A 25,795-nucleotide genomic window follows, 5' to 3' on the forward strand; every position below is an offset into this window, starting at 1 on the left:
ACCTTAATAATATTCAGTATGGATAGTTTCTATTCCATTTCCCATTACATACTTTAACTTTACATTTATTAAATCATTTACTTTTACTGACTTTTCATCTAATGGAATCAGTAATGGTGGATTTAACATTGGCAATGGACCTGCAATTATCCCGTCATCAAGTTTTGTGTAGCTTGTAATCTTTAATCCATTGATGATTCCTGGTTTATCTACTTTTAATGTCAAATCAGCTTCAAATTCAGGATTGATTTCATCTAAAAAATTAAATTCATTATACACTATTGGTTTTGAGTATTCTTCATAGTTTACTCCTTCATCCCAATGAATATAATGTCTTTCAAGATTTACAAGTTCCACAGTATTTATGATTCCTTGAGGTATAATCTTACCATCTTCTTTTAGGAACTGTTTAGCATAATTTAAAACTGGAACTTCCTCTTCATCAATCATTGCAGTATCCAGCATTTCACAAACTATTAAATCAGCTTTTTTTGAAAAGTCATATTCTAAAACGTCGGTATTAATAACATCAATATTTTTAAATGGGCTTAAATTGTCCTTTGCACATATATATGCTGCATCATCCATTTCCAGAGATATGATTTCATCAAATTTATCATTTAAAAAATAGGACAAAATTCCACTTCCACAGCCCAAATCATAAGCTAATGTAGTATTGCCATTATAATCATTGATAGCTTCAAAAAAAACGGCTAATCTATCATTATCCTTAAGTAAGTCAAAATGATAATGAGTTGTTTTGAATTTCATGTTAAAAAAAATAAAAAAGAGTTAATGGTGGTGATGATGACCGTGGTCGTGTGAGTGACCTGGTTCACTGAATTCTTCACCATTTGCTGTACTTGTGAGTTTTACATGTTCAACTCCTTTAAGTCTCATGATTCTTTCAGTTAAATCACGAATTTCAGCAATATCTCCATTTACCACTACAATTTCCATACAGTATTTGTCAGTCATGTGAATATGCATACTAGTGTTGATTTCATTTCTGAAACTGTGCTGAATTTCAGCTAAATTCTCCATAACTCCAGTGTAGTGGTGATCATAAATAATAGTTACAATACCGATTCTTTGACCTTCCATGGAATTCATCCATTGATACCTTACTATATAATCTTGAAGTGCATCACGAATTCCTTTTGAACGAGACTGATATCCTCTGTCTTTTAATACTTCGTCAAAATCGGCGAGTAATTTTTTTGGTAATGACATACTTATTCTCATCATAATAATACACATTAAAAATCAATTATTACTTATAGATATAATAATTAAGTTATATAAATATTATGATTAATTAATAAAATATTAATACTAATAATATTAAAAAAAGAGTAAAAAATATTATTCAACTAATAAATAATATTCACCGTCATTTTTATCGATTGGTTTTAGAAGACCCTTGTTTTGAAGAGACAAGATGATATGGTACATTCTAAAGTTTGTGAGTTTCAAGTCACCATATAACAAATGACCTTCAAGAGTGTATTTGGAAATCAAGTTCTTATCATCAACTAGATTTTTAATCAAATTATAGGATTCTTTTTCTTTTAAGTTTAATTCCAATTCTTCAACATCTTTTTTGGAATTAACAGTATTGATTTCTTTTTCACTATCAGATAATCTGACTTTTTTATCTTTAAAGACAATCAAATCTTTATTCTGAAGTTCTTCAAGAATATGAACCAAATCATATTCGTGAAATCCCAACTCTTTTTTTAGGATGTTTAATGGAATCCCATCATCATATTCCATATTGAATATTTTAACTTGGTCTAAAACAACTTCTTCTTTTCTGGTAATAGTTATCATATAATCAGGCATTTTGTTTATATTAAATATATAGAATAATATCCCTTATAATACTTATGACATTTGCAACTCTTTTTCTTCAGCTATTTTTTCCTGTCTGGTTTTTTCAGCATGTTCTTCAGGAGTCAAGTCATAAGGCCTTGTGAAAAATAAATCAATGTCATTGACAACTTGACATATTGACATGTGGAGCAATTCTTTTAATGCAAGACTTTTTTGAACCCTGTTTAAAGAATCATCAGTGTAGATTTGGTCATAATCATTTTTATAATCTTCACGTATTTTAGATGGATCCAAATCAGCTTCAAGCTTGTTTGCATCATACTCTTCAGTCAATACTAAAAAGTTTATTAATTCTTCTTGTTCATCTGCAAAATCATTATTCTCATTTTCAATTACATCATGGAAATAACTACTTACAGATTGGAAAACATCTCTTGAAGCATTACCGTTTACAATATTATCTACAAATAAATCAAAAATCTCTGAGATGTAGTATTTGCCGTTTTCTTCTTTTGTTTGGAAAACCAATTCGTTTTCTACGTTTGCAACATATTGAATTAAACTAATATCCTTACCGTTTTCAAATGTTTTGACGTCAAATTTTGTATTGTTTAATTTATAATCAGAATTGACTTTTAAAGCATTTGATATAGTTTCAATATCTTCTTTTGTAATTTCTATAAAACCTTCAGACATTTAATTTACCTCACTATTATTTTAGATTTTTATATTAAAAGTATTTATTTATTGAATTTTATAATAAACATCATGAACCCGGAAGACATATTAGTTGAACTTAAAGAATTATCTCCCCAAGATGCAATTACCAAAAATGAATTGATGGATTTGCTTAAAAAATATGCTGCGATTATCTCAGTATATGATTTGATGCTTGCAACAGCACATATGAGAAAAGATGGAGAATATGTTCATGCTCAATATCGTGAAAAATACCTGGAAGTTTACATCAAATATTTCATCATGCGCATGAAAGAAGTCTTGGAAAAGGAAGACTACAATCATAATGCAAATATAGACAAAAAATCCTACGATGAGTCTTTCCCAATGCTTGAGAGAACTTTTGAAAAGGAAAGATTGACTGCATCAAAAGAGGATAAGTTCCCATTGATTTATGTTATCACCGCATTATACACTACATTTATTTTGGAAGAACCAATACATCCTGTTGGAAGTGAATTCCCAGGTAGCTTAAAAGTGGAAGAAAGAAATGGAGAATTTTTATGTCCTGTGAAAGATAATCAAAAAGACAATGTAAATGCAATCTGCCATTTATGCCTTGCAGAGCAAACCCCTGATATTTAGGAAGTGAAGATTATGAGAATTTGCCTTTATGGATCTGGAAGTAGAAAAATAGATGAAATTTATACTGATGTTGCCTATGAATTAGGCACTCTTATTGCACAAAAAGGACATACACTTGTTTTTGGTGGTGGAAATACTGGAATGATGGGTGCATGTGCCCATGGAGTGCATGACAACAATGGAAAAAGCATAGGAATTGCTCCTGAATGGATTGGAAACTTTGAGCCGATTTGTCAGGATTGCAGTGAATTCATTTATGTTGATACAATGGATGAGAGAAAAAACAAGTTTGTTGAAAATTCAGATGCATTCATTATTTCACCGGGTGGAATCGGAACATTAGATGAATTCTTTGAAATCATAACCCTCAGAAAACTCAAAAGACATAATAAAGAAATTGTAATCTTTAACATCAATGGATTTTATGACACAATGATTAAGATGATTGATGAAATGAGCGAAAAAGGCTTTTTATATAAACAAACTGAACTTTTTAAAGTCACAGATAATGTTGAAGAGATTTTTGAGTATTTAGAATAACTCAAAAATATCAATTACTTTTTTAACATATTTATTTATCAAATCCAATATATATAAAACTATGAAAAGTAAATGCATATTAGATGAATTTGAAGAATTGTCTTTGAAGAAAAACATTACAAAAGAAGAATTAATGATTATTCTTAAAAAATATGCATCAACAATATCCGTACATGACCTGATGATTGCTTCAGCCCATTTAAGAAAAGAGGCGGAATATGTTCAGGCAAATTATCGTGAAAAATTCCTTGAAATATATAATAGATCATTCATTATGAGCACAAAGGACATTCTTGAAAATGAAGATTACAACCATAAATCAATAATTGATAAAAAAGCTTTTGAAAAATCATTTCCCAGATTTAAAAGAACATTTGAAAAAGAAAAAATGACAATACATAACGATGACAAATTTCCATTGATTTATGTTGTAAATACTGCTTATGTTACATTTATATTAGAAGAACCAGTACATCTTGTTGGAAGCGAATATCCTGGTGGTTTAAAAATAGAAGAGATAAATGGAGAATATTTCTGCCCAGTTAAGGACAGTCAAAAAGACAATATTAATGCAGTATGCCATTTGTGTGTTGCTCGTCAAACACCAGACATTTAATATGATTTCAATTATATCCAAAATATCGCAATACCACATAGAAAAATAAAATTACACCCAATATTATAATTGATGTTCTTGTAGAAAAGAATCTAGTTTTTCCAAACTCGTCATCATTGACTTCCCCTTTCTTAATTATCCTTTCCTTTTCGAATGAACATTTCTGATATATTGCTTCAATATCCTTTGGAAGTCTCCCATATTCATTTAACATGTTAATTGTTTTATTTAAATATTTCACTGCTTCTGATTCATTCCCCAAGTTCACACAACAGAACGCAGCTTTGTAGTTAAAATTAGTTATTAATTCCAAATCATCATCAACTTTACTTTCATAATGAAGACAGTTTTTATGATAATTTAGAGCCTCTTTATACTTACCAAGTTCATATAATGCATCAGCTTTTGCATTGAATCCAACTAACGTATCCTCATTTTGAAGGGATTTATCCAAATAATACATTGCTTTTTCATTTTCACCTAGTTTTTGAAGCATTTGTCCTTTATACAAATCAGATTTTTCATCCCCATCATACTCAGTTTCATATTGATCAAGCAGTGCTAATGCATCTTCATACATTTTTGCTTTAATTAGCAATTTTATTTTACTCATCAACACTTCTTTTTTAGTTATACGAGGTTTTTCAATATCATAATAAGAATCATAATTGTTTAATGCTTTATCAATATATTTTAAAGCTCCTTTAAGGTTTCCTTTGTTAAATTTTGATAAAGATTTATCACAAAGAACATTTATAGAATTTGGCTGCTCTTGCAAATATCGATTAAAATATTTCTCACCATAATCATAATTGTCATGAGATTCATCATAATGTTGATAGTATATTCCTTTTTCTTCAATTGCAGGCAAATAATTAGCATCAATTAATAAATCCAAAATTGCAAGATAATCTTCAACATTATCATTTCCATGGTTTTTTCTAGCCAATGAAATTGCATTTTCATAATTATTACCATTAACATATTGTTTAGCTGTTTCAATAGCATTATTCATCATTATCATCCTTTTGAAAATAAGAGAATTTTCTTTTTAAATACTGTTATTTAATTTCATGATATAAATAGTTTAGGCATACCTAAATATTTATATATCATGACAACTAACAATTACATATTTAGGTACACCTAAAATTTAGTTGTGATAAATTTTGATTGATAACTAATATTCTAGATGCTTGAATTTTAGTCATAGCTGAGCAAAGCTAAATTTTTATTGAAGAATAATATTCAAAAAGAAGATTATTCTAATTGATACTAAAAATTGGAGAAAAATTAATGAAAAAACTAATTGTAGGATTAGCAGGAAACCCAAATGTGGGTAAAACTACTGTTTTCAACAAATTAACCGGTATGCGCCAACATGTAGGAAATTGGCCTGGAAAAACTGTTGAAAAAGCAGAAGGTCATTTTAAACATGGAAATTACGAATACAATGTTATTGACTTACCTGGAAATTATGCATTGAGTGCACATTCCATGGAAGAAATCATTTCAAGAGATTTCATTGTAGATGATGACTCAGACGTGATTATTAATGTAGTTGATGCTGCTAATTTAGAACGTAACTTATACTTAACAGTACAAATGATGGAATTAGGTGCAAACTTAGTAATTGCACTTAACATGAATGATTTTGCAAAGAAAAAGGAACACATTATTGACATTAAGTTAATGAGTAAACTTTTAGGCATTCCAATAGTTGAAATCAGCGCAAAAACTGGTGATGGGTTTGAAAAATTATTAAATACTGTTGAAAAACAAGCAAAAAAACCTATAGATTCCAGTGAAAAAATATCATACAGTAATGATATTAAAGGGCATTTAGCTGAACTTCAGGAAATCATTAAAAAAGATGAAACTCTCATGAATGTTCCTTCAATCTGGACAGCTGTTAAATTATTGGAAAGAGACACCATTATCATAGATAAAGTTCAAAAATCAGAGTATGGATCTAAAATATTAATTGAAGTAGATAAAGTAAGCAAACATTTACATGATGTTTACCAGGAAGGTTCAGAAGAAGTCATTGCTAATGCAAGATATGCATTTATTGACGGTTTAGTAGCCGAATCAGTTAAAAAACCTGCTGTTGAAAAAGAAACAACTACTGACAAAATAGATAAGATCGTTACAAACAGAATATTGGCTCCATTCATATTCATTATTATCATGTGGGCCATGTTCCAGTTAACATTCACAATTGGTGCTCCTTTCCAGGATATGATTGATGTAGCATTTGGTAGCATAAGCGAATTTGTCGCAGGATTTATTGCAAATGAATACTTAGCATCCTTCATCTGTGATGGTATCATCGGTGGAGTAGGTGGTGTTCTCACTTTCTTACCTATCATTATCTTGATGTTCCTGTTCTTAAGTATTTTAGAAGACTGTGGTTATCTTGCAAGAGCAGCATTCACTTTAGATAAATTAATGCATAAAATTGTTGGTCTTCACGGAAAAGCATTCATTCCTATGATTTTAGGATTTGGATGTGGAGTGCCTGCTATTATGGCAACAAGAACCATGGAAAATGAAGGAGACCGTATGCTTGCAATGATGCTTGTTCCATTCATGTCATGTACTGCAAGATTACCAATTTACGCTATTTTTATCGCTGCATTCTTCCCGGACAATCAGGGAACCATGTTGCTTGCAATTTACCTATTAGGTATTGTTGTAGCACTTATCGTTGCAGCTATCCTTAAAAGAACAATGTTCAAAGGATTATCAACACCATTCGTTATGGAATTACCAACCTATAAAGTACCATCCCTCAAAGGTATATTATTACATACCTGGGAAAAAGTAAAAGGATTCTTAAGAAAAGCAGGTACTATCATTCTTGCTTGTTCAATCGTTTTATGGGCATTAAGCATATTCCCATTAGGTGTAGAATACGGATCTGCAGACAGTTTACTTGGAATGATCGGTAATGTTATTGCCCCAATCTTTGCACCATTAGGATTTGGAACCTGGCAGGCTGCTGTTGCAATCATCGCAGGACTTGCTGCTAAAGAAGTAGTAGTTGCAACATTCGGTACATTAGCTGGTATGGCAGAAGATGACGAAGCAGGAATTACAAGTTTAGTGCATGATACATTCACACCATTATCTGCAGTTTCATTCATGGCATTCACATTACTTTACACTCCATGTTTTGCAGCTATTGGTGCAATCAAACAGGAAACCAACAGTTACAGATGGGCATTAACCATGTGTTGTATTACATTAGTAACCGGATATATTGTAGCATTCTTGATTTACAATATAGGTTTACTTGCAGGATTTGGATATAGGTGATTTTAATGCGCAGCAGAAGTGGAATTAGAGGAATTAAAAAACCAAAAGATAATGATTAAAATTTTCTAATCATTATTTATTAATTTATTAAAAAAAGGTGAAAAAATGAAAAGAACATTAACTGATGCAAAACCAGGTGAAACAGTGAAATTAGTAAAATTTCATGATACTGGGAATGTGGATTTAAGAAGACATTTATTAGGTATGGGTTTTGTTAAAGGAGCAGAAATTACAATCAAAAAGGTTGCTACTTTAGGAGACCCAATTGAAATGAGCATAAAAGGATATGATGTTTGTCTTCGAAAAGAAGAAGCTGAAAATATTGAGATAAAATAAAATTTCAATGTTTTCATAATTTTTTTATTTAATGGTGAGATAATGAAATGTCATATGTGCGGATGTGAATTTGATGAAACAAAACTAGAAAATAGAGGCTGTGCCGGTTGTGGAAAACATGGCTGCAAACAAGTTCATTGCCCCAATTGCGGATTTGGAAATCATCCGGAGTTTGAAGAAGAATTCAAATTCATTAGTAAACTTAAAAATGAACTTAAATTAATGAAAATTTCAATATAATAAGAAAAATATTGATTGGAATGAAATACATATAATTCCAATCACATAATTACACTATTTTTACAAATTGCCTCTTGGAAGCACGGCATCCAAAATTCCAGGTCGCATTTCGTCAATTTTAGCAACCTGATTCATAAGATCTTCAACCATTTTGTCCCTGTTTTTAAAAGTATTGCTGAATCTTATCAAGTTATATGGATGACTTCCAAAGAAAAAACAGTCATCATCCATTTCAAGATTTTCAAGAAGAATTAATTCCTCAAGAATCATTTCTCTTTCTGTTGCTTCAACAAATTCACCATTCAATTTCATATCATACAATGGAGCTGGCTTTTGAATTGAAGTGGTCAGAGGCCCTACAATTTTTGGTTTGAATGTATTGAGCAAATCAACAGTAGCTTCTGCATTATCTTTATAGTTGCCTCTTCCAGCAACACCAAGCATCAATAGAGCATTGTAGTCCATTCCAGCATTTTGAATCCTTTCAAGCTGTTCATACTAATCCTTTTGAGTATAACCTTTTCTCATTTGGTCAAGTGCTGGGTCATAAGCCGTCTCAAGGCCAATGTACAATTCATTGAATCCTTTTTGCCTAAATTTTTTTAAATCTTCATCAGATTTTGGTTTTATGTTTGTAATTGATGCATAGAAGGTTATACATTCAACTTCTGGGAAATATTCATGAATCAAGTCTGAAATAGCAAGTAATTTTTTTGCTTGAAGTGCAAATGCATCTCCATTTACAAGGAATATTCTTTTTAAATTTTTAGGATAATACTTTGATAATTCCTCCAAGTCTTCTTTTACATGTTCAATTGGAGATATTCCAAATTTTGTGTATGATACATTGTGCAGAATGAGCATTTGTTCCATGAACATATGTCACTTCGAGTAATGGTGTGTTTGCTTCAGGCGGTGGCCTATAAACTGGTCCTGTGTAATGCATTTTATAAACTCCTAATAAAAATAAGATTTAATACAACGAAAATGTAAATAAAATAAAGAAAAAAAGAGAACAGAAATAAATTATTTATTTCTGGATAGTTTCAATAGCGCTTTTAGCACCTGCTTTTACAAAACTACTTTCATCGTCAAGTAATTTTTCAAGTTCAGGAATTGCTTTTTCATCACCTAAGTTTCCAAGTGCCCAAGCAGCAGCCCCTCTTACTTTCCAGTCATCATCAGTTAAGATTCCAATTAATGGATCAACTGCTGGTGCTCCCATACGAGATAAAGCAGTGGAAGCTTCTCTTCTTACAAGTTTATTGTTATCTTTTAATGTTTCAATTAATGCAGGAATAGCGCTTTCTGCATTCATTCCACCTAAAAGGGTAGCTGCATGTAATCTGATATTTTTTTTCCTGTGAGATAATGCGCCGATTAAAGGTTCAACAGCTTCTTCACCTTTAATTTCTAATTGTCCTACTGCATCTTCAACAACAAAATCATCTTTATCATTTAATAATTCAATTAATTCTTCAATAGTACTTTCCATTGTAATCCCTCATATTGAATAATTTTACTATTATTTTTAGTAATTAATATAGTATTGTATCTTTTATGTATAAATATATTTCGATACTGTACGAACAAATTTTAAAATTATCCATTTAAATATAATTAAAGCAATATTACTAATATATGAATAAATTTTTATAAGTGAAACAATGTACGATATTGCAGTAATAAGTGGAGATGGAATAGGCAGAGAAGTAATGTCTGCCTGTGAATATTTACTTGATAAATTAGACTTAGAATTCAGTTTCAAATATGGTGAAGCAGGTTTCGACTGTTTTAATAAAAATGGAACCACATTACCTGAAGAAACAATCAAAATAGCTAAAGATAGTGATGCAGTACTCTTTGGAGCATCAACCTCAACACCAGGACAACCAAGTCCAATTATCAATTTAAGAAAAGAACTTAACGTTTATGCAAACATAAGGCCAATCAAATCATACAGAGGAGTGAACTCAATTCATGATGACATTGACTTTGTAATTGTAAGGGAAAATACTGAAGGACTATATTCCCAAGCAGAATATGGTGATGAAAATAAAATGATTGCTGAGAGAATAATCACCAGAAAAGCATCTGAGAGAATATCAAAAGCAGCATTTAATTTATGCCTCAAAAGAGGAGAAAACAAAGTCACCTGTGTTCATAAAAGCAACGTATTAAAAAAAACAGACGGAGTATTCAAGGAAAGTTTCTACAAAGTGGCTGAAGAATACCCTCAAATAAAAACTGAAGACTTTTATGTTGATGCAATGGCAATGTATTTGATTACCCAACCACAAAACTTTGATGTTATTGTAGCAAGCAATCTATTCGGAGATATTTTATCTGATGAAAGTGCAGGACTTGTCGGAGGACTTGGACTTGCCCCATCAGGAAACATTGGAGACCATAATGGATTGTTCGAACCAGTTCACGGATCAGCCCCAGATATTGCAGGACAAAACATTGCAAACCCATGTTCAATGATATTATCTGCTTCAATGATGCTCGATTACTTAGGAGAATGGGAAATTTCAAATGACATAAAAAATGCAGTTGAAAAGGTTGTTGCAGACTGCAAAATCAGAACACCAGATTTAGGCGGAGATTCTTCAACAATGGACGTTACAAAAGCAATAGTCAAGGAGTTAATATAATGTTAAACATTACTACTTTTTTAGATGCTAATTCAAAACGTTTAGATAAAAACGTATTATATAATCCCACAACAGGAGAAAAATACAACTCAAAGGAGATTTTATCAATAGTTTCTCAAATCGGTAGAAACTTAAAGGAATTAGGAATCGAAAAAGGAGATAGAGTTCTCATCTATTTAAAAAATTCCGAAGAATACTTGTTTTCACTTTTCGCAATATGGAGAATAGGTGCAATAGCTATTCCAACCAACAGAGTTTTCACTGCTCATGAACTTGATTACATTGTAAGCGACTCAAAAGCAAAATTGATGATTACTGATGATAAAGCAAAAGACATCATCGATATTGATACATATATTCCAAAAAAGATTTCTGATTTTAAGAATTGTGATGTTTTAGAATCCGAAAACACCGATTGGGATGACTTATGTCAATTACAATATACTTCAGGAACCACTGGACAGCCTAAAGGTGCAATGCTCACACATGGAAACTATTTTACTGCAATACACAACGAATGTGATGTATTGACCTTCAAACAGGACGATGTTTTTTTAGGAATCTATCCAATGGCACATGTCGGATTATCCTGGGCAATTTCTGCTTTAAGAGCTGCTGCATACTACATAATGATGGAACAGTTCAATATGGACGAATATTTGGAGTTATGTGAAGAAGAAAAAGTTACTGTATTATCTGGAATGCCTCCAGTAATTCATTCATTGACCACCATTGATGCTAGAAAACAGCTTGAAACTGTGCGTGAAATCATTTCCGGTGGAGGACCATTGCATAAAAAAATATGGAAAGACTTCCATGAAACTTATGAAATACCAATCATAAATGCATATGGATTGTCTGAAACAATAGTAATTGGAACTGGAACAGTAATCAGACCTGAAGATTACAGAGAAGCAGACAGATTTGAAAGTGTAGGCCATCCAGTCTGTTTTTCAGAAGTTAAAATCGTTGATGAACATGACCCTGATAAAATCATGCCACAATATGAACAAGGTGAAATTGCACTTAGAGGTCCTGCAGTTGCAAAAGGATATTGGGGAAATGAAGAAAAAACAAAAGCATCCTTTTTAGATGATGGATGGTTCTTGACAGGAGATGTCGGATATCTTGATGAAGACAACCGTTTATTCATCACTGACCGTAAAAAAGACATGATTGTAATGAGCGGATGGAAAATCTATCCAACTGAAGTTGAAGAAGTTTTAATCAAATATCCTGCAGTTAAGGAAATAGCTATTTTCAGTGTAAACGACTGCCATAGAGGAGAAATACCTGTTGCTGCAGTTGTCTGGGAAGACAAAGAAGACAGCGAAGGATTAGTAGAATTCGCTAGAGAAAACGTATCCCGATATAAAGTTCCAAGGAAAATATTTACACTTGACGAACTTCCAAGAGTAAACGGATGGAAATTGCTCAGAAGAGAATTAAGAGCAATGTTTAAAGAATAAAAAAATAAAAAAAGCGACTATGATTATTTGTAAATCATAGTTCCTATACCATCTGTGGTAAAGATTTCTAAAAGTAAAGAATGTTTTTTACGACCATCAATAATGTGACATGATTTAACACCATCATTAATAGCATTCACACAGGTTTCTATTTTTGGAATCATACCACCTGAGATAATACCCTCTTCAATAAGTGAAGGTATCTCATCCACTTTGATTTTTTGAATTAATGTTGAAGGGTCAGAAGGATCTCTTAAGACACCTGGAACATCAGTTAAAATGATTAATTTTTCAGCACCAATAGCACTTGCAACTTCACCTGCTGCAGTATCAGCATTCAAGTTAAGGCTAGCACCACTTTGGGAAATACCCACTGGAGAGATTACTGGAATGTAATCGTTTTCTAAAAACATTTCAAGCAAATCAGTGTTAACACAATCCACTTCACCTACAAGACCCAAATCAACTATTTCTTCATCGATTTTACTTGCTGCTTTTTTATGAGCGAAGATTAAACTTGAATCTTTACCTGATAAGCTTATTGCCTGACCATCGTGTTTAATGAGTTCTGATACGATTTCAGTTGATATTTTACCTACAAGCACCATTTCAATAATTTCCATGGTTTCTTCATCAGTAACTCTTAAACCTTTGATGAATTTGGATTCTTTTCCAAGTTTATCCATGGATTTTGAGATTTCTGGACCTCCACCATGTACAATTAATGGTTTCATTCCAACATATTTAAGTAAAACAGTATCACGAGCTGTGGAGGACTTTGCTTCTTCATCAACCATAGCATGTCCACCATATTTAATCAATATTTTTTTATCATGAAACCTTTTAATATAAGGTAAAGCTTCAATTAAAACATCTATATCTTTCATTTAATCACTATTAATTAATATTATTTTTAATCATTTATAAAATTAAAGTCTAAAAGTTAAATAAAAAATTCAATATAACTAAAATCATGTCTGAGGGAAATAATCTTAAAGAATATCTTACAGAAATTGGAGCAAGTAAAGTGGGATTTGCTGATGTTGATGGACTAGCCAGCGAATTTACAGATTTGCCAAATGGCATAAGCATTGTTTTAAAGATTCCAAAAAGAGCAATGAAATACGTTGAAGAGGAAGATTATGAATCATACTGGTCCTGTTTTCACTCACAAATTGACAAGTTAACTGAAATTTCCCTTAAAGGTGAAAAATACATTAAAAATCTTGGATATAATGCATTTGCACTTACAATGGATAGAAATGAATGTGACATGAAAAAACTGTTGAGTATACTACCATATAAGACAATAGCTACAAAATCAGGAATGGGGTGGATTGGAAGGTCTGCACTTTTTGTTACACCAGAATATGGTTCTGCTGTTGCATTAGGAGGAATACTAACTGATATGCCCCTTGAATTGGGAGTTCCAATTACAGATTCACAATGCGATGACTGTGAAAATTGTCAAAATGCATGCCCTGTTGATGCAATAAACCCTCAAAAATGGAACGATAGACTAAACAGAGAGGACATTATTGACATTGAAACATGCAGAGAATATATTGTTGATCAGTATAAAAATGGTTTGGGTTGTACTAAGTGCATGTGTGAATGTAAATTAACTAAAAAATATTTAGGGGTTGAATAACCCCAACTATAAACCAAGTTCAAATATGAACCTGTATTCTTGATTAACAATTTGCATTCCTTTGAATGCACCTTTTAAAATATCTGCGACTTTTTGCAAGTCTTCAGCAGTAATTGAATTACCGTTTGCCAATGGAGAGAAGAATGTAATCTCATCATCAGTAATAAGATAATTTAAAAGTTTTGTGTTTTCTTTTTGATATTTTTCGACAATTGCTAAAATTTCTTCTTCAACAGATTTATCTAAGTTGGTCATAATATCACCTTTAATTATAGTTAATTTAAAAAGTATATAAACTTTTATAAAAATGAGAGTATTATTAAATAAAAAAAGTAAAAATAAAATATTTTTTATAAAACATCAATTATTTAAAAATAATATTAAAATATAATTAATAGACAATGGATTTATTACTATAAACGAATATTCCTGTTAAAAAGCACCAAATTATCATAGTATAAACTGAAAGTCTTTCAAAAATAGGCATGTAAATACTATTCATATTGAAAAACATAATCCAAAATGAAATCAAACCTAATACACCTAAAATCAGAGAAATCATTTGATATTTGGAAAATTCATTCATAGACCTTGAAATAACAACCAATAGAATATTTCCACCAAGAATCGCCATCATAGCCCCCATCATATGATAACCCAATGTAAATGGATTTCCACCATAAATAAAACCAACAATAATAACTCCGATAGCTGTTATCAATGTTAAAATGTAGACTGCAATTTTATTTTTAGTTAAAAAATCTTTGAACTTATACAAATTGCCGAAAAGAAGTGTTAAACCCATTAAAATAAATGCTGAATTCATAAGCCATGATAGCGGAGAACTCACATTTGGAATTCCAAGTTCAGAAATAGTGTGAAAAAAATAAGTATTGAAAAGAGAAGCATTGAAAAAAGTTGCAGAAATAGCTTCAGATACAATATAGTATAAACTGCCAATTATAAAGACAATTCCAGCAACTTTACTTCCCATAACTTAAATCCCGAACTTTTTGTTAAAGTATTTTTGTTTTAAATCAAAGTTAAGTTCTTCGATGTTTGCACCGGCCATAGCTTTTTGCAAGATTTTGTAGCATGTCTTTTTAGGTACAGTAGTACTTTTGATATTGGATTTGTTCCAGATTTTATCAAATCTTTTCTTTAAGCTTCCAAGGTCAAGTTGATCTACGACATTTTTCAAGTTAACTACATTTGCATAGTTAATTACATCATAAGTAGCATAGGTTGTAGGATCCAATACAATAGGGTTTAATCCTAATATGAAACGTTGTAAATCATAGTCCAAGAAGGATTCATAATCTTTATCATAAGCATAAACGTGTGCTTTTGCAGATAATGCATCAATGAATACCAAGAATTGATTAGCAATTAATGATCTTGAAATAATCTCATCACAGAATTTTAAACCAGTATTTATAACATCTTCAGATGAATTTTCCATATAAGTTTCAAAGTCTTCAAATCTGAATGCAACAAGTGCAAACATGTATAAATCCATCCATTCGTTTTCTTTTAAATATTCTTTTGCTTTATCAGTTAATTCTAAATCAGCAGATATTTTACCTTCATTTTCAGTGGTTTCTTCACTACCTTCATTTAATACTGGTAAAACTCTTTCAATAAGTTCTTGTTTTTTACCAGAAACTTTTAAACCATTTTCTCTTAAAATATCTTTCAATTCAGCAACAGTGTATTTTTTGGATATTTCTTCTGCAGTTAATTCTCCACCTGTATTAGAAGAGGTTTCTACTTCAAATTCGCCAGCGAGATATCCTTCATCAACTAAATATTGAATACAGTCTTGTGCTGATGGGAAAGTACCGAAATTACCTTCATTTAAAATATCCTTAAGTTCATAGCCATTATCTAAAAAATTCAAAACATTGAAAATTTCTAATTTTTGTTCACTCACATAAACACCTTTCATACTTCATTAGCAATGGTTGAAATTGCTAAATCTACTAATTAAACTCTCAATTAAGAAAGCATATAAATTTAATAATAGTTATATTATATCTTTTAGTTAATTTAATGTTTTGCATAAAATATTCGTTTTTTCTTATAAAAAACACAAAATTATTCAAAATTTACCTAATTGCATAGATTATTAATATTTAAACCAACCAATAGCATTATATGAAAACCTGTCCAAAATGCATGCGTGAATTGAAAAAAGTTTTTCACGGAGAACCTGATGATGAATTGGCTGTCGAATCAATGGACAATAAAGTCATCCTAGGAAACTGCTGCATAAATGAATATAATTATTATTGCGAATATTGTGATGAATTTTTCCAAATGTAATCATATATGTAAATAATAATATTCCAATTTCTATTTTTATTGTACAATACTCATTACATGAGAAAATCTTAATTAAACAATACCTTTTTATAAAAATTTAACATAATATGTATCATAGGTTAAAATTTATCAATGAAAAATAATATTTTGGGAATTTCAACTTTAAGATTGAAATTGAAACTTGGAAACTATCATAAACAATATTACTTGTTGAATAACAAAAAAAACGAAACACAACCGTTTCACTATATGAAAAGCCCCCCATCATTTATAAGAAAAATAATATAACCTAATAGGTATAAACGTGATTTAAATGAGCAAAATTAATTTAAAAAACATTACAGAAATCATGAAACGTGATTTTAAAGCATCATTTTCAAATCCCATAGTTACAATCGTATTAGTTGCAATTATTATTTTACCTTCCCTTTATGCTCTTTTAAACATTCAGGCATGCTGGAATCCATATGAAAACACTAATGAAGTGGAATTTGCAATAGCTAATTTGGATAATGGATCAACAATAGATGGTACAAAAATAAATGTTGGTAATGAAATTGTTAAGGATTTGAAAAACAATACGAAATTCAATTGGAAATTCGTAAGTGAAGATGAACTGCAAAAGGGTGTTCATGATGGAGATTACTATGCAGGTATTATAATACCTAAGAATCTGAGTAAAAATATTGCTTCAATCATGACAGACAATCCAAAACAGGCTGAACTTGAGTACCTTGTAAACATTAAATCAAATCCTGTTGCTACAAAATTAACTGACACAGGTGCAAATACAGTTTATACAACAGTTAATGCAAAGATTGTTCAGATAATAAACCTTGCAGCTTATGGAAAACTTGGTGAATTGAAAGATGGTCTTGCATCAGGTGCAAGTCAGTTATCAAGTGGAGGAAGTCAACTTTCTGCAGGTGCTGCAAAAATATCTTCCGGTGCAAGCCAGGTATCTTCAGGAGTTGGAGACGTGCAATCCGGAGCAAGTCAAGTTCAATCTGGTGCAGAACAAGTCCAACAAGGATCTTCTGCAGTCAATGATGGAGCAAATAAAGTCAAACAAGGTTCCTCATCCATTAAAGAAAGTGCCAACGAATTAGAACAAGGATCAGAACAAATACAATCCCAAGTCAACCCATCAACACTTCCAAGTCCTATGAAAGAATATGTTGAAGGAAACGTGAAACTTGCAAACGGAAGTGGAGAATTAGCTAAAGGTTCATCCCAATTAGCTGATGGTTCAGTTAAACTTGCTGAAAGCTCATCAAAAGTTGCAAATGGTGCTAGTGATGTTGCAGGAGGTGCAAACCAAGTAGCAGATGGTTCAGTTAAACTTGCAGAAGGTTCATTAAGCCTCGCTGCTGGTGCTCAAATGCTTTCAAGTTCTGCATCACAGGCATTATACACCGCAGCAGCCTCTCTTAGTTCATCTGCAAATTCACTTTCAAGCGTTACTGGAATCAACGAAACCCAACTTGGAGAATATTTCTTCTCACCAATAAAACTCGACAGACACGAAGAATTTTCAGTACCAGACTATGGATCTGAAGTAGCTCCATTCTATATTGTATTGTCAATGTGGGTTGGTGCAATTATTACCTGTGTAATGATTACTCCAGGAACTAGCCAAGGAACCAAATACACTCCAATTGAAATGTATATGGGTAAATTATCATTCTTTGTAGTTATGAGCATACTTCAAGCATTGGTAACAATAAGCGGAGCATATCTTTTAGGAATTTACATAACAAATGCACCACTATTCATTTTCTCTGCAATACTGGTGTCAGTAATCTTTATGATTCTGGTATATTCCATTATTTCCGCATTGGGCCAAGTTGGAAAAGGTATTGGAGTAGTCCTTTTAGTGCTTCAAATATCTGGAACTGGAGGAATATATCCAATTGAAATTATGCATCACTTCTTCCAGACATTGTATCCATATTTACCAATGACCTATGCAATTACATTGATTCGTGAAGCTCAATTAGGCGTGGTATGGTCAAATTACATGCCAGCACTGACTATTCTTGTAGGTATTGGAATAGTTACAATTATTGCTGCAGCACTCATTAAACAAAAAGCAGACAAATCTTCAAAATACTTTGAAGAACGTTTAAAAGAAAGTGGATTATTCTAGAAGTTAAACTTTTAACTTCTCTTTTTTTATTTTTTTAACTATAAACCTAATAAATCATTATCAGGATCAGAATTCTTAAATAGATTAACTTTAACATCATATTCCCATGCATATTTTAAGAGTCCTGCATAAATGACTTTCAAGTCTTCTTCTGAAAAGCCATCCAAATAATAGATTTTACCTTTACAATCGACATTCACCATGAATCTGATTAAATGCCTATATACAAAAATAATATGAGGATTATAAACAAGAATATCGTCAGTGATATATTCAGCCAAATTTTCCAGTTCAAAAATATCTGGTGTTAAAACTTCAACATTACAGTTTGGGAATTTATCTTTAATTATTTCTTCATAATCCACATCATCACCAATAATAGATATTAGATTAATCTCTATTAAAACTGATGTCCGTTCAAGATAATGGTTTACCTATAAACAGTTTCTTTGGAAACATTAATATGGAGTTATCAATAAAAATTTATTTTGAAAAAATCATATTAGATGAAACTATGACTCAGGAAAAGATTGATAAATTTGATTCAATGCCTTTTATTGCATTAATACACCACATATCTAAAAATAAACTAAGATATTCCATGAAAAATCCAAATAAAATAGATATGTTCCATGAGGGACGTTATTTAATGGAGATACATAAAAGGAAAAATTTATCTCAAGATGACCTTGCAGACATATTTGGCCAAAGCAAAGGAACAATTGCAAAAGCTTTGAGAAAACTAGAAGACAAAGAATATGTTAAAAGGACTATTGATGAAAACAATAGAAGAAAATACATACTAAATACAACAGAAAAAGGAGCTGAATTAGCTATTTTATTAACAGAAGACTTGCAAGACTGGGAATCGAAAGTCGGAATTGATAAGATAGATGAAAAAACAAGAAATCAGTTAAGAAAAATAGCAAGAAATAGTGAAGAGATACTTAAGGAAGAATAAAAAGGGATCCAGTATGGCAAATAAGAATGTAGAATTAATGAGAGGTGAACCTGAAATAGCTGTAAAAAAATTAGCTATTCCTATTATGATATCCATGATTTTAACCGCATTATACAATATTATCGATGGAATCTGGGTAGCCGGTCTTGGACCAACCGCTATTGCAGGAATCGGATTTGTAACACCAATATTTATGGTGTTGAATGGAGCAAGCGTTGGGCTTGGAAACGGTGCAACAAGTAGTATTGCAAGATTTATTGGTGCTAAGAATCATGAAATGGCGAATAAATCTGCAACACATTCATTATACATCTTTTTTATTGCATCAATTATTCTAACAATTGTATTATTGCTTGTTCAGGAACCACTGCTTAGAAGCTATGGTGCTACCGGACAAACATTAAATGAAGCAGTTTCATATGCCACACCAATGTTTTTAGGTTTAATTGCATTCATGTTTTCAAATGGTTGCAGCGGAATACTTCGTGGTGAAGGAGATATGAAACGTGCAATGTATGTAGTAGTCGCAACAGTGATTTTAAATGCGATATTGGACCCATTATTTATTTACACATTAGGATTAGGTTCTGCAGGTGCATCACTTGCAACAATTGTAAGCTCAGCAATTTCCGCATTGATAATGTTATACTGGATTTTAATTAAAAAAGACACCTATGTCAATGTTAACCTTAAAAACTTCAGATTTGACACCCACTTAACAAAAGACATACTAAAAGTTGGAATTCCTTCATCACTTGACATGCTCATTATGGCTATTGCAATGTCAATATATCTAATCATCATATCCCAAGTTGGAGGAGACTATGGAATTGCTACATTTACATCAGGTCAAAGATTATACTTATTTGCAATTATGCCCCTTACAGCTATTGGATCTGCAGTTATTGCAGTATCCGGAAGTGCATTTGGTGCGAAAAATGGAGATTATCTCTCAAGAGCACACAAATATGGATCTAAATTTGGTTTAGCATTAGGAACTGTAATCACATTGGTTTTAGTGGTATTTGCAACACCATTATCAACCATATTTGCATACACTCCAGAAACCGCAAATTTAGTTCCGGGAATTGCATTATATCTTCAGGTTGCATGTCCAACATTAATTTTAACAGGTATTGGAATACCATCAAGCTTCTTTTATCAGGGAATTGGAAAAGGAATATACAGTTTGATGTTTACTATACTTAGAGAAATCATATTCGTTGTTCCTTTAATAATATTATTCGTATATGTTATCCATTTGGACCTTTTAGGAATATGGCTAGGATTATGTATAGGAAGAGCCCTTGCAAGTATTATAAACTATATATTTGCAAGATATGAAGTTAAAAGAACAAGAGCAGAATTTGGAAATTAAGAGTTCACCCACTCTTAATCCATCCTATTTTTTAAAATTACATCACCATTAAAAATTGATTTAACCCTGTAAAATTGCATTAAAAAATAACTTACTAATTTATTAATCCCAAAATTAGATATAAGCAATGCAAATCAAAATTATAGAGGTTAAACAGTGAAAGAACAAGATTTTATAATGAAAACAAAACTAATCAAAGAAACATTCAAAGATCAACGCAAAATTAAATGTCAAATCCCAATTCAAAATTTAAACCTAGAACAGCACATCTACCAAGAAGGAAGCATTTTCATAACTGAAAAAGATGAAATTATAGACCTGGAACTGCAGATAACAGATTTTACCGAAGATGAACTTGTAAAATATGTGGAACTTGCAGAAGCACTATATGAAACAAACAATAAACATGTGTCAATATATATCATATGCCCCAATACAGTGAATATTTGCGTTAAAGAATGTGAAATCAAATCAGAATCAGATTTTACAATTAAATTAGCAGCTATTGAAGAAAATCCTGCACATATGCTGTTGAATATAATAAAAAATAAACTAAGTAAAGGTGAAATACTTGATAGCGAAGATTTGCATGCATTGTCAATGATGCCAATAATATGTAAAAAAGAAGAAAGGAATTATTTTAGAAAAGAATATTTCAAAATAATTAATGACATTACTTAATCATTTATTCCATTTTAAAATTGTTTTACCAAATCGAGAACTATAATCTTTATCAAATGACTCTTTCAAATCATTCAATGAATTAATTTCACATACGTTGGTAACCAATTTTTCCAAATATTCAAAAAGTTTAGGGTTTTGTTTGAGAGTATCCACAACTCCAACAAAATCTTCCCTCTCAGAACGACTATTACCTTGCATGACCAATCCTTTTTCCAAAACCATACGTGTATTGACAGGAATAGGATATTCACTTACACCAAACAGGTTTATTGTTCCTTGAGGATTTATTAAATCAATAATCTGCTCGATAGCTGATTGGGATGCACTTGAACCGACACATTCAAAAGCATGGTCAATTGCCAAATCATCAGGAACATTATGTATCTGATAGATTCCATCAACAAATGAAAATAGATTAAGATTTTCCAAATGTTTTCCAAAAATAAATACTATGGAATCAGGAAACTTCTCCTTTAAGAAAAGTGCAGTGATGAAACCTAAGTTTCCATCTCCCCAGACTCCCAAAATATCTTTTGGAGTGATAGCAATTTCATTAAATTTAGATATTCCCTGATATGCTACTGTCATTAATTCAATGAATGCAGAAACATGAGAATCAAATTCATCAGGGATTTTAACAACCCTATCAAAATTTAACCTGACCAAATCAGAAGTAAATCCATCAAAGCCACTGCCTCTGAATTTGGAACTATAAGAATAATTTAGCCTACAGACATCATCTGCAGTTGGAGTGTTTGGAATCATTACAACTTTATCTCCTGATTTAAGTTCACCTGATTCATCAAATACAACTTCCCCGATTCCTTCATGAATCAATGCCATAGGCAATTTTCTCTCAAGAACTTCTGCAGGACGTGAACCTTGATAGTATCTTTGATCAGCCTGACAAATTGAAAGATAGGTAGGCCTTACAATAACTCCATCAAGTTCAATTTCATCAATTGCTTCTTCAAAGAATTTTGGAGATTTTAATCTGTAAACAATATTAATCATGAATATCCTCAAGTATTGTATTTGCTAATTTCAAATCATAAGGGTATGTAATTTTAATATTTGTCACTTCACCATCGACTAGATATACATCTTCATCTTTAAGTGCAAATATTTTACATGCATCTGTAAGTATATTAGATTCTTCTTCTGTTAAACTATTGATTAAGTTAAAAAGTTTCTTTATATTAAAGCTCTGTGGTGTTTGACCTTGGTAATAATAATCCCTTACAGGGATACTTTCAATAGTCTTACCATTTATGCTCTCAACAATAGTATCAGTAGACGGAACTACAGTATCACATGCACCATATCTTTTTGCAGCATCAATATTATCTTCTATAATTCTATGAGTTACAAAAGGACGAACAGAATCATGAGTGAGAATAATTGAATTATCATCAATTCCGAAATTCTCATCAATATAATTAATACCGTTCATCAAAGTGTCATTTCTTGTTGCACCACCCTCAATAACAATAATATCATCATTATGTGGAATGTATTCTTCAATTAAATGATTAGTGTGATTAATGAAATTTTTAGGTATTAATACAATTATCTTATCAATTTTTTCGTTTATAACAAATTTTTCAATAGTATGAATAATGACAGGTTTATTTCCTAATGTCAAAAATTGTTTAGGTGTGTCAGTACAACCCATTCTTGATCCAATTCCACCAGCCAAAATTGCTGCAAAAATCATATAAAATTACTCCTTTTCAAAAATTAATTAAAATTTCTTATTATATAATCTTTAAAAAATAGTATATAATAATTTTCAATATTAATCCTTTGAAGAATAATCCAACATTAAAATGTTCAAAAATGTAAGATAAATCTTAATGTATATATAAATAGAACAATATAAAATATATGGGTTATTGGAATTTTATATTTCCAACTGACTGATTTATGATAATTCGGAGTAATCAAATATGAGATGTGTTGGTACTGTCGTACGTGGAATAAGAACCCCAATTATTAAAGAAAATGATGATTTAGCAACCATAGTAGTTGACTCGCTTATGGCTGCAAAAGAAAGTGAAGGATTTGAATTTAAAGACAAAGATGTAGTTGCAATTACTGAAGCAGTTGTAGGTATTTCAGAAGGAAACTATGTAACTGTTGATGATGTTGCACAAGACTTGCAGAATAAATTCCCATCTAAAAACATTGGAGTAACAAACCCAATTTTAAGTAGAAACAGATTTTCTATCATCTTAAAAGGTATTGCAAGAGGAATGGATAAAATTACTCTTTTAACTTCTTTCCCTGCAGATGAAGTGGGAAATGGAATTTTAGATGAAGAAGTTTTAGACAACAGCGAATACAATTTAGCAAGCGTCATTTCTGAAGAAGAATACAAAAAAACATTCGGATCATGGAAACACCCATTTACTGGAATTAACATGATTGATTTTTACAGAAAATTGATTGAAAGTGAAGACTGTGAAGTTGAATTTGTCTTCTCCAATGATGTAAAAACAATTCTTGATTATAATACTGATATTTTAACCTGTGATATCCATACAAGAGAAAAAACTACAAAATTACTCAAAGCTGAAGGAGCTAACGTCTATGGATTACACAATGTCCTAACCGAACCAATAGGAGATTCTGGTTTTAACCCAAAATACGGAGTACTTGGTTCAAACAAAGCAACTGAAGAAAAATTAAAATTGTTCCCAAAAACCGGTGACAAATTGGTTGCTGAAGTACAAAAAAGATTAATTGAAATTAGTGGAAAACAAATTGAAGTTATGGTTTACGGTGACGGTGCATTCAAAGACCCAGTAGGACACATTTGGGAATTAGCTGACCCTGTTGTATCCCCTGCGCACACCAGCGGATTAATCGGAACTCCAAATGAAATCAAATTAAAATATGTTTCTGACAACAAATTCGCAGACCTTAGAGGGGACGAATTAAAAGAAGCTATTAAAGAAGAAATCAAAAACAAAGATTCAGATTTAACTGGACAAATGATTACACAAGGAACCACCCCAAGAAGATTAACTGATTTAATCGGTTCATTATGTGATTTAACCAGTGGTTCTGGAGATAAAGGAACTCCAGTTATATTTATCCAAGGATACTTTGACAATTTAGCAAATGACTAAATTTCAAAATCCTACTCTTTTTTTATTTTAAAAAAATAGTTAAAAAGTCTTATTTTATTCATTGAAAAAAAAGTTTTTAGAAAGAAGTAAGTAAATTACTCCTCCAATAATATAACATTTTTAGGATCAATTTTTAAGTATTTAGGAACTTCAAGTTCATGATCATAAATTAATTTATCTAATTTCCACCAAAGACCATTTTCCAATGTTATTTCCCATTCAAAAGGTCTTTCTAATTTTGTTGAATTTTCTGTTTCAACAACATTAACATCATCTGGATTAGCAGGATTAAAATCATGCGCTCTTATTCCAACATGAGTAATATTCTGCGAAATCTTTTTAGATACTTCAAGGGTAATTCCCCATTCCAAAGCTTTGACATGATAATCATCAATAATTTCTACTTTAGAAATATTTTTACATCCTGTGAGTTTAGCAACCTGAACTTTACCAGGATTTTCAAATACATCATGAGTATGTCCTTTTGCAATAATCTTACCGTCCTCAATTACCAATATTTCATCACAAAATTGGAACGCTTCATCACGGTCATGAGTAACCAAAATAGACAATCCATTATAAGTATTTAGTAAATTAATGAGTTCTATACGTAATCTTTCTTTTAAAACAGTATCCATAGCACTGAATGGCTCATCCAACAAAATAACTTCAGGACCATATGCCAATATACGAGCTAAAGCTACCCTTTGTTGTTGACCACCAGACAATTGTCTAGGATATCTTTTTTCCAAACCATGCAAATGAAAACGTTCAATCAATTCAGAGACAAAACTTTCATCATCATCTTCAGATAAACCTACAGCTACATTTTCCTCAACAGTCATATTTGGAAATAAAGCATAATTCTGAAATAAGTAACCTACTTTTCTTTTCTGAGGTTTTAAGTTAATTTTTTTATTGGAATCATAATAAACAGTTTCTTCACCATCTGTATCCAAACTTACAATACCATTATCTGGATCTACAATACCTGCAACAGATTTTAGTGTCATACTTTTACCGCAACCAGACGGGCCAAGAATACCCAAACATCCCTTTTTCAATTCAAAACTAACATCTAAATCAAATTCTTTAAGTTTCTTTTGGATATCTACTTTTAACAATTTATTACTCATAATCCAACACCCAATAAATAAGAATGAAATAAAATCATT

Annotated in this window: 31 protein-coding genes; 15 read left to right on the plus strand and 16 right to left on the minus strand. The window is 31.1% G+C overall.

The features are described 5' to 3' along the window. Window positions 1-3: 3 nt before the first annotated feature. The 4 genes from MR875_01295 to MR875_01310 all read right to left on the minus strand — a co-directional run bounded on the left by MR875_01295 (window position 4) and on the right by MR875_01310 (window position 2,532). On the minus strand, window positions 4-771 hold the full coding sequence (locus MR875_01295) for a 50S ribosomal protein L11 methyltransferase (GenBank protein ID MCI6993488.1): 768 nt from the start codon (window positions 769-771) through the stop codon (window positions 4-6). A 21-nt stretch (window positions 772-792) separates the two neighbouring features. Further along, on the minus strand, window positions 793-1,248 hold the full coding sequence (gene nikR / locus MR875_01300; GenBank protein ID MCI6993489.1) for a nickel-responsive transcriptional regulator NikR: 456 nt from the start codon (window positions 1,246-1,248) through the stop codon (window positions 793-795). A gap of 117 nt (window positions 1,249-1,365) precedes the next feature. Continuing rightward, window positions 1,366-1,845, minus strand: coding sequence for a hypothetical protein (locus MR875_01305; GenBank protein MCI6993490.1), 480 nt, complete (start codon window positions 1,843-1,845; stop codon window positions 1,366-1,368). Between the two features lie 42 nt (window positions 1,846-1,887). Continuing rightward, window positions 1,888-2,532 carry a hypothetical protein gene (locus MR875_01310; GenBank protein MCI6993491.1) on the minus strand — a complete coding sequence of 215 codons (645 nt, stop codon included), beginning with the start codon at window positions 2,530-2,532 and terminating at the stop codon, window positions 1,888-1,890. A gap of 72 nt (window positions 2,533-2,604) precedes the next feature. Here MR875_01310 and MR875_01315 point away from each other — a divergent pair, with 72 nt between their 5' ends. The 3 genes from MR875_01315 (at window position 2,605) to MR875_01325 (ending at window position 4,315) form a co-directional block, all read left to right on the plus strand. After that, entirely contained in the window at window positions 2,605-3,159 is a 555-nt protein-coding gene (locus tag MR875_01315; GenBank protein MCI6993492.1) for a DUF2115 domain-containing protein, read from the plus strand. Between the two features lie 12 nt (window positions 3,160-3,171). Beyond that, window positions 3,172-3,699, plus strand: coding sequence for a TIGR00730 family Rossman fold protein (locus MR875_01320; GenBank protein ID MCI6993493.1), 528 nt, complete (start codon window positions 3,172-3,174; stop codon window positions 3,697-3,699). 61 nt (window positions 3,700-3,760) lie between these two features. Further along, window positions 3,761-4,315 carry a DUF2115 family protein gene (locus MR875_01325; GenBank protein ID MCI6993494.1) on the plus strand — a complete coding sequence of 185 codons (555 nt, stop codon included), beginning with the start codon at window positions 3,761-3,763 and terminating at the stop codon, window positions 4,313-4,315. A gap of 7 nt (window positions 4,316-4,322) precedes the next feature. Here MR875_01325 and MR875_01330 read toward each other — a convergent pair whose 3' ends face one another. Then, on the minus strand, window positions 4,323-5,330 hold the full coding sequence (locus MR875_01330) for a tetratricopeptide repeat protein (GenBank protein MCI6993495.1): 1,008 nt from the start codon (window positions 5,328-5,330) through the stop codon (window positions 4,323-4,325). Between the two features lie 281 nt (window positions 5,331-5,611). Here MR875_01330 and feoB point away from each other — a divergent pair, with 281 nt between their 5' ends. From feoB to MR875_01345, 3 genes are all read left to right on the plus strand, one after another. Continuing rightward, window positions 5,612-7,636: a ferrous iron transport protein B gene (gene feoB / locus MR875_01335; GenBank protein MCI6993496.1), complete on the plus strand. Its 2,025-nt coding sequence runs from the start codon at window positions 5,612-5,614 to the stop codon at window positions 7,634-7,636. Window positions 7,637-7,741: 105 nt separating this feature from the next. Then, window positions 7,742-7,972: a ferrous iron transport protein A gene (locus MR875_01340; GenBank protein ID MCI6993497.1), complete on the plus strand. Its 231-nt coding sequence runs from the start codon at window positions 7,742-7,744 to the stop codon at window positions 7,970-7,972. A gap of 42 nt (window positions 7,973-8,014) precedes the next feature. After that, a complete protein-coding gene (locus tag MR875_01345; protein ID MCI6993498.1) occupies window positions 8,015-8,212 on the plus strand; it encodes a hypothetical protein in 198 nt (65 codons plus the stop codon). A gap of 60 nt (window positions 8,213-8,272) precedes the next feature. On the opposite strand, the gene MR875_01350 is transcribed toward MR875_01345, so the two are convergent. The 3 genes from MR875_01350 to MR875_01360 all read right to left on the minus strand — a co-directional run bounded on the left by MR875_01350 (window position 8,273) and on the right by MR875_01360 (window position 9,707). After that, window positions 8,273-8,677: a hypothetical protein gene (locus tag MR875_01350; protein ID MCI6993499.1), complete on the minus strand. Its 405-nt coding sequence runs from the start codon at window positions 8,675-8,677 to the stop codon at window positions 8,273-8,275. 33 nt (window positions 8,678-8,710) lie between these two features. Beyond that, on the minus strand, window positions 8,711-9,085 hold the full coding sequence (locus MR875_01355) for a hypothetical protein (GenBank protein MCI6993500.1): 375 nt from the start codon (window positions 9,083-9,085) through the stop codon (window positions 8,711-8,713). A gap of 157 nt (window positions 9,086-9,242) precedes the next feature. Further along, window positions 9,243-9,707 carry a HEAT repeat domain-containing protein gene (locus tag MR875_01360; GenBank protein ID MCI6993501.1) on the minus strand — a complete coding sequence of 155 codons (465 nt, stop codon included), beginning with the start codon at window positions 9,705-9,707 and terminating at the stop codon, window positions 9,243-9,245. Between the two features lie 172 nt (window positions 9,708-9,879). On the opposite strand from MR875_01360, the gene aksF reads away from it, so the two are divergent. Both aksF and MR875_01370 read left to right on the plus strand, forming a co-directional pair. Then, window positions 9,880-10,869, plus strand: a complete 990-nt coding sequence (aksF, locus tag MR875_01365; protein ID MCI6993502.1) for a homoisocitrate dehydrogenase — start codon at window positions 9,880-9,882, stop codon at window positions 10,867-10,869. Continuing rightward, window positions 10,869-12,338 (plus strand): AMP-binding protein, encoded by a 1,470-nt coding sequence (locus MR875_01370; protein ID MCI6993503.1) that lies wholly within the window; start codon window positions 10,869-10,871, stop codon window positions 12,336-12,338. Before aksF ends, MR875_01370 begins: the two co-directional genes overlap by 1 nt. Window positions 12,339-12,361: 23 nt before the next feature. On the opposite strand, the gene argB is transcribed toward MR875_01370, so the two are convergent. Continuing rightward, entirely contained in the window at window positions 12,362-13,225 is an 864-nt protein-coding gene (gene argB / locus MR875_01375) for an acetylglutamate kinase (GenBank protein ID MCI6993504.1), read from the minus strand. Between the two features lie 86 nt (window positions 13,226-13,311). On the opposite strand from argB, the gene MR875_01380 reads away from it, so the two are divergent. Continuing rightward, on the plus strand, window positions 13,312-13,989 hold the full coding sequence (locus tag MR875_01380; GenBank protein ID MCI6993505.1) for a hypothetical protein: 678 nt from the start codon (window positions 13,312-13,314) through the stop codon (window positions 13,987-13,989). A gap of 6 nt (window positions 13,990-13,995) precedes the next feature. Here MR875_01380 and MR875_01385 read toward each other — a convergent pair whose 3' ends face one another. The 3 genes from MR875_01385 to MR875_01395 form a co-directional block, all read right to left on the minus strand. Further along, a complete protein-coding gene (locus MR875_01385) occupies window positions 13,996-14,244 on the minus strand; it encodes a hypothetical protein (GenBank protein MCI6993506.1) in 249 nt (82 codons plus the stop codon). 136 nt (window positions 14,245-14,380) lie between these two features. After that, entirely contained in the window at window positions 14,381-14,983 is a 603-nt protein-coding gene (locus MR875_01390) for a DUF998 domain-containing protein (GenBank protein MCI6993507.1), read from the minus strand. A gap of 3 nt (window positions 14,984-14,986) precedes the next feature. After that, window positions 14,987-15,922 carry an SAP domain-containing protein gene (locus tag MR875_01395; GenBank protein ID MCI6993508.1) on the minus strand — a complete coding sequence of 312 codons (936 nt, stop codon included), beginning with the start codon at window positions 15,920-15,922 and terminating at the stop codon, window positions 14,987-14,989. A 224-nt stretch (window positions 15,923-16,146) separates the two neighbouring features. Here MR875_01395 and MR875_01400 point away from each other — a divergent pair, with 224 nt between their 5' ends. Beyond that, window positions 16,147-16,314, plus strand: a complete 168-nt coding sequence (locus MR875_01400; GenBank protein ID MCI6993509.1) for a hypothetical protein — start codon at window positions 16,147-16,149, stop codon at window positions 16,312-16,314. Window positions 16,315-16,627: 313 nt separating this feature from the next. Continuing rightward, complete coding sequence (locus MR875_01405) at window positions 16,628-18,463, plus strand: YhgE/Pip domain-containing protein (protein ID MCI6993510.1); 1,836 nt, start codon at window positions 16,628-16,630, stop codon at window positions 18,461-18,463. 38 nt (window positions 18,464-18,501) lie between these two features. Here the strand turns inward: MR875_01405 and MR875_01410 are convergent, their stop codons facing one another. Continuing rightward, a complete protein-coding gene (locus MR875_01410; protein MCI6993511.1) occupies window positions 18,502-18,828 on the minus strand; it encodes a hypothetical protein in 327 nt (108 codons plus the stop codon). 44 nt (window positions 18,829-18,872) lie between these two features. Between MR875_01410 and MR875_01415 the strand changes: the two genes are divergently transcribed. The 3 genes from MR875_01415 (at window position 18,873) to MR875_01425 (ending at window position 21,483) form a co-directional block, all read left to right on the plus strand. Then, complete coding sequence (locus MR875_01415) at window positions 18,873-19,424, plus strand: MarR family winged helix-turn-helix transcriptional regulator (protein MCI6993512.1); 552 nt, start codon at window positions 18,873-18,875, stop codon at window positions 19,422-19,424. Window positions 19,425-19,437: 13 nt separating this feature from the next. After that, on the plus strand, window positions 19,438-20,802 hold the full coding sequence (locus tag MR875_01420) for an MATE family efflux transporter (GenBank protein MCI6993513.1): 1,365 nt from the start codon (window positions 19,438-19,440) through the stop codon (window positions 20,800-20,802). Between the two features lie 156 nt (window positions 20,803-20,958). Beyond that, window positions 20,959-21,483, plus strand: a complete 525-nt coding sequence (locus MR875_01425) for a hypothetical protein (GenBank protein ID MCI6993514.1) — start codon at window positions 20,959-20,961, stop codon at window positions 21,481-21,483. On the opposite strand, the gene MR875_01430 is transcribed toward MR875_01425, so the two are convergent. Together MR875_01430 and MR875_01435 are read right to left on the minus strand one after the other, a co-directional pair. Continuing rightward, entirely contained in the window at window positions 21,484-22,500 is a 1,017-nt protein-coding gene (locus tag MR875_01430) for an alcohol dehydrogenase catalytic domain-containing protein (protein ID MCI6993515.1), read from the minus strand. It lies immediately after the preceding gene. After that, window positions 22,493-23,203, minus strand: a complete 711-nt coding sequence (locus MR875_01435) for a 2-C-methyl-D-erythritol 4-phosphate cytidylyltransferase (GenBank protein ID MCI6993516.1) — start codon at window positions 23,201-23,203, stop codon at window positions 22,493-22,495. The genes MR875_01430 and MR875_01435 overlap by 8 nt, the downstream gene beginning before the upstream one ends. A gap of 232 nt (window positions 23,204-23,435) precedes the next feature. Here MR875_01435 and MR875_01440 point away from each other — a divergent pair, with 232 nt between their 5' ends. After that, window positions 23,436-24,620, plus strand: coding sequence for a coenzyme F420-0:L-glutamate ligase (locus MR875_01440; protein ID MCI6993517.1), 1,185 nt, complete (start codon window positions 23,436-23,438; stop codon window positions 24,618-24,620). 95 nt (window positions 24,621-24,715) lie between these two features. Here the strand turns inward: MR875_01440 and MR875_01445 are convergent, their stop codons facing one another. After that, a complete protein-coding gene (locus MR875_01445) occupies window positions 24,716-25,756 on the minus strand; it encodes an ATP-binding cassette domain-containing protein (protein ID MCI6993518.1) in 1,041 nt (346 codons plus the stop codon). Between the last annotated feature and the right edge of the window lie 39 nt (window positions 25,757-25,795).

Source organism: Methanobrevibacter sp. (genome assembly GCA_022775905.1).
Classification (GTDB): Archaea; Methanobacteriota; Methanobacteria; order Methanobacteriales; family Methanobacteriaceae; genus Methanocatella.

Bases quoted from the DNA above. Each gene is read 5' to 3' on its own strand.
- MR875_01295 (MCI6993488.1), bottom strand. From the start codon at position 771: ATGAAATTCAAAACAACTCATTATCATTTTGACTTACTTAAGGATAAT.
- nikR (MCI6993489.1), bottom strand. From the start codon at position 1,248: ATGATGAGAATAAGTATGTCATTACCAAAAAAATTACTCGCCGATTTT.
- MR875_01305 (MCI6993490.1), bottom strand. From the start codon at position 1,845: ATGCCTGATTATATGATAACTATTACCAGAAAAGAAGAAGTTGTTTTA.
- MR875_01310 (MCI6993491.1), bottom strand. From the start codon at position 2,532: ATGTCTGAAGGTTTTATAGAAATTACAAAAGAAGATATTGAAACTATA.
- MR875_01315 (MCI6993492.1), top strand. From the start codon at position 2,605: ATGAACCCGGAAGACATATTAGTTGAACTTAAAGAATTATCTCCCCAA.
- MR875_01320 (MCI6993493.1), top strand. From the start codon at position 3,172: ATGAGAATTTGCCTTTATGGATCTGGAAGTAGAAAAATAGATGAAATT.
- MR875_01325 (MCI6993494.1), top strand. From the start codon at position 3,761: ATGAAAAGTAAATGCATATTAGATGAATTTGAAGAATTGTCTTTGAAG.
- MR875_01330 (MCI6993495.1), bottom strand. From the start codon at position 5,330: ATGAATAATGCTATTGAAACAGCTAAACAATATGTTAATGGTAATAAT.
- feoB (MCI6993496.1), top strand. From the start codon at position 5,612: ATGAAAAAACTAATTGTAGGATTAGCAGGAAACCCAAATGTGGGTAAA.
- MR875_01340 (MCI6993497.1), top strand. From the start codon at position 7,742: ATGAAAAGAACATTAACTGATGCAAAACCAGGTGAAACAGTGAAATTA.
- MR875_01345 (MCI6993498.1), top strand. From the start codon at position 8,015: ATGAAATGTCATATGTGCGGATGTGAATTTGATGAAACAAAACTAGAA.
- MR875_01350 (MCI6993499.1), bottom strand. From the start codon at position 8,677: ATGGACTACAATGCTCTATTGATGCTTGGTGTTGCTGGAAGAGGCAAC.
- MR875_01355 (MCI6993500.1), bottom strand. From the start codon at position 9,085: ATGGAACAAATGCTCATTCTGCACAATGTATCATACACAAAATTTGGA.
- MR875_01360 (MCI6993501.1), bottom strand. From the start codon at position 9,707: ATGGAAAGTACTATTGAAGAATTAATTGAATTATTAAATGATAAAGAT.
- aksF (MCI6993502.1), top strand. From the start codon at position 9,880: ATGTACGATATTGCAGTAATAAGTGGAGATGGAATAGGCAGAGAAGTA.
- MR875_01370 (MCI6993503.1), top strand. From the start codon at position 10,869: ATGTTAAACATTACTACTTTTTTAGATGCTAATTCAAAACGTTTAGAT.
- argB (MCI6993504.1), bottom strand. From the start codon at position 13,225: ATGAAAGATATAGATGTTTTAATTGAAGCTTTACCTTATATTAAAAGG.
- MR875_01380 (MCI6993505.1), top strand. From the start codon at position 13,312: ATGTCTGAGGGAAATAATCTTAAAGAATATCTTACAGAAATTGGAGCA.
- MR875_01385 (MCI6993506.1), bottom strand. From the start codon at position 14,244: ATGACCAACTTAGATAAATCTGTTGAAGAAGAAATTTTAGCAATTGTC.
- MR875_01390 (MCI6993507.1), bottom strand. From the start codon at position 14,983: ATGGGAAGTAAAGTTGCTGGAATTGTCTTTATAATTGGCAGTTTATAC.
- MR875_01400 (MCI6993509.1), top strand. From the start codon at position 16,147: ATGAAAACCTGTCCAAAATGCATGCGTGAATTGAAAAAAGTTTTTCAC.
- MR875_01405 (MCI6993510.1), top strand. From the start codon at position 16,628: ATGAGCAAAATTAATTTAAAAAACATTACAGAAATCATGAAACGTGAT.
- MR875_01415 (MCI6993512.1), top strand. From the start codon at position 18,873: ATGTCCGTTCAAGATAATGGTTTACCTATAAACAGTTTCTTTGGAAAC.
- MR875_01420 (MCI6993513.1), top strand. From the start codon at position 19,438: ATGGCAAATAAGAATGTAGAATTAATGAGAGGTGAACCTGAAATAGCT.
- MR875_01430 (MCI6993515.1), bottom strand. From the start codon at position 22,500: ATGATTAATATTGTTTACAGATTAAAATCTCCAAAATTCTTTGAAGAA.
- MR875_01435 (MCI6993516.1), bottom strand. From the start codon at position 23,203: ATGATTTTTGCAGCAATTTTGGCTGGTGGAATTGGATCAAGAATGGGT.
- MR875_01440 (MCI6993517.1), top strand. From the start codon at position 23,436: ATGAGATGTGTTGGTACTGTCGTACGTGGAATAAGAACCCCAATTATT.
- MR875_01445 (MCI6993518.1), bottom strand. From the start codon at position 25,756: ATGAGTAATAAATTGTTAAAAGTAGATATCCAAAAGAAACTTAAAGAA.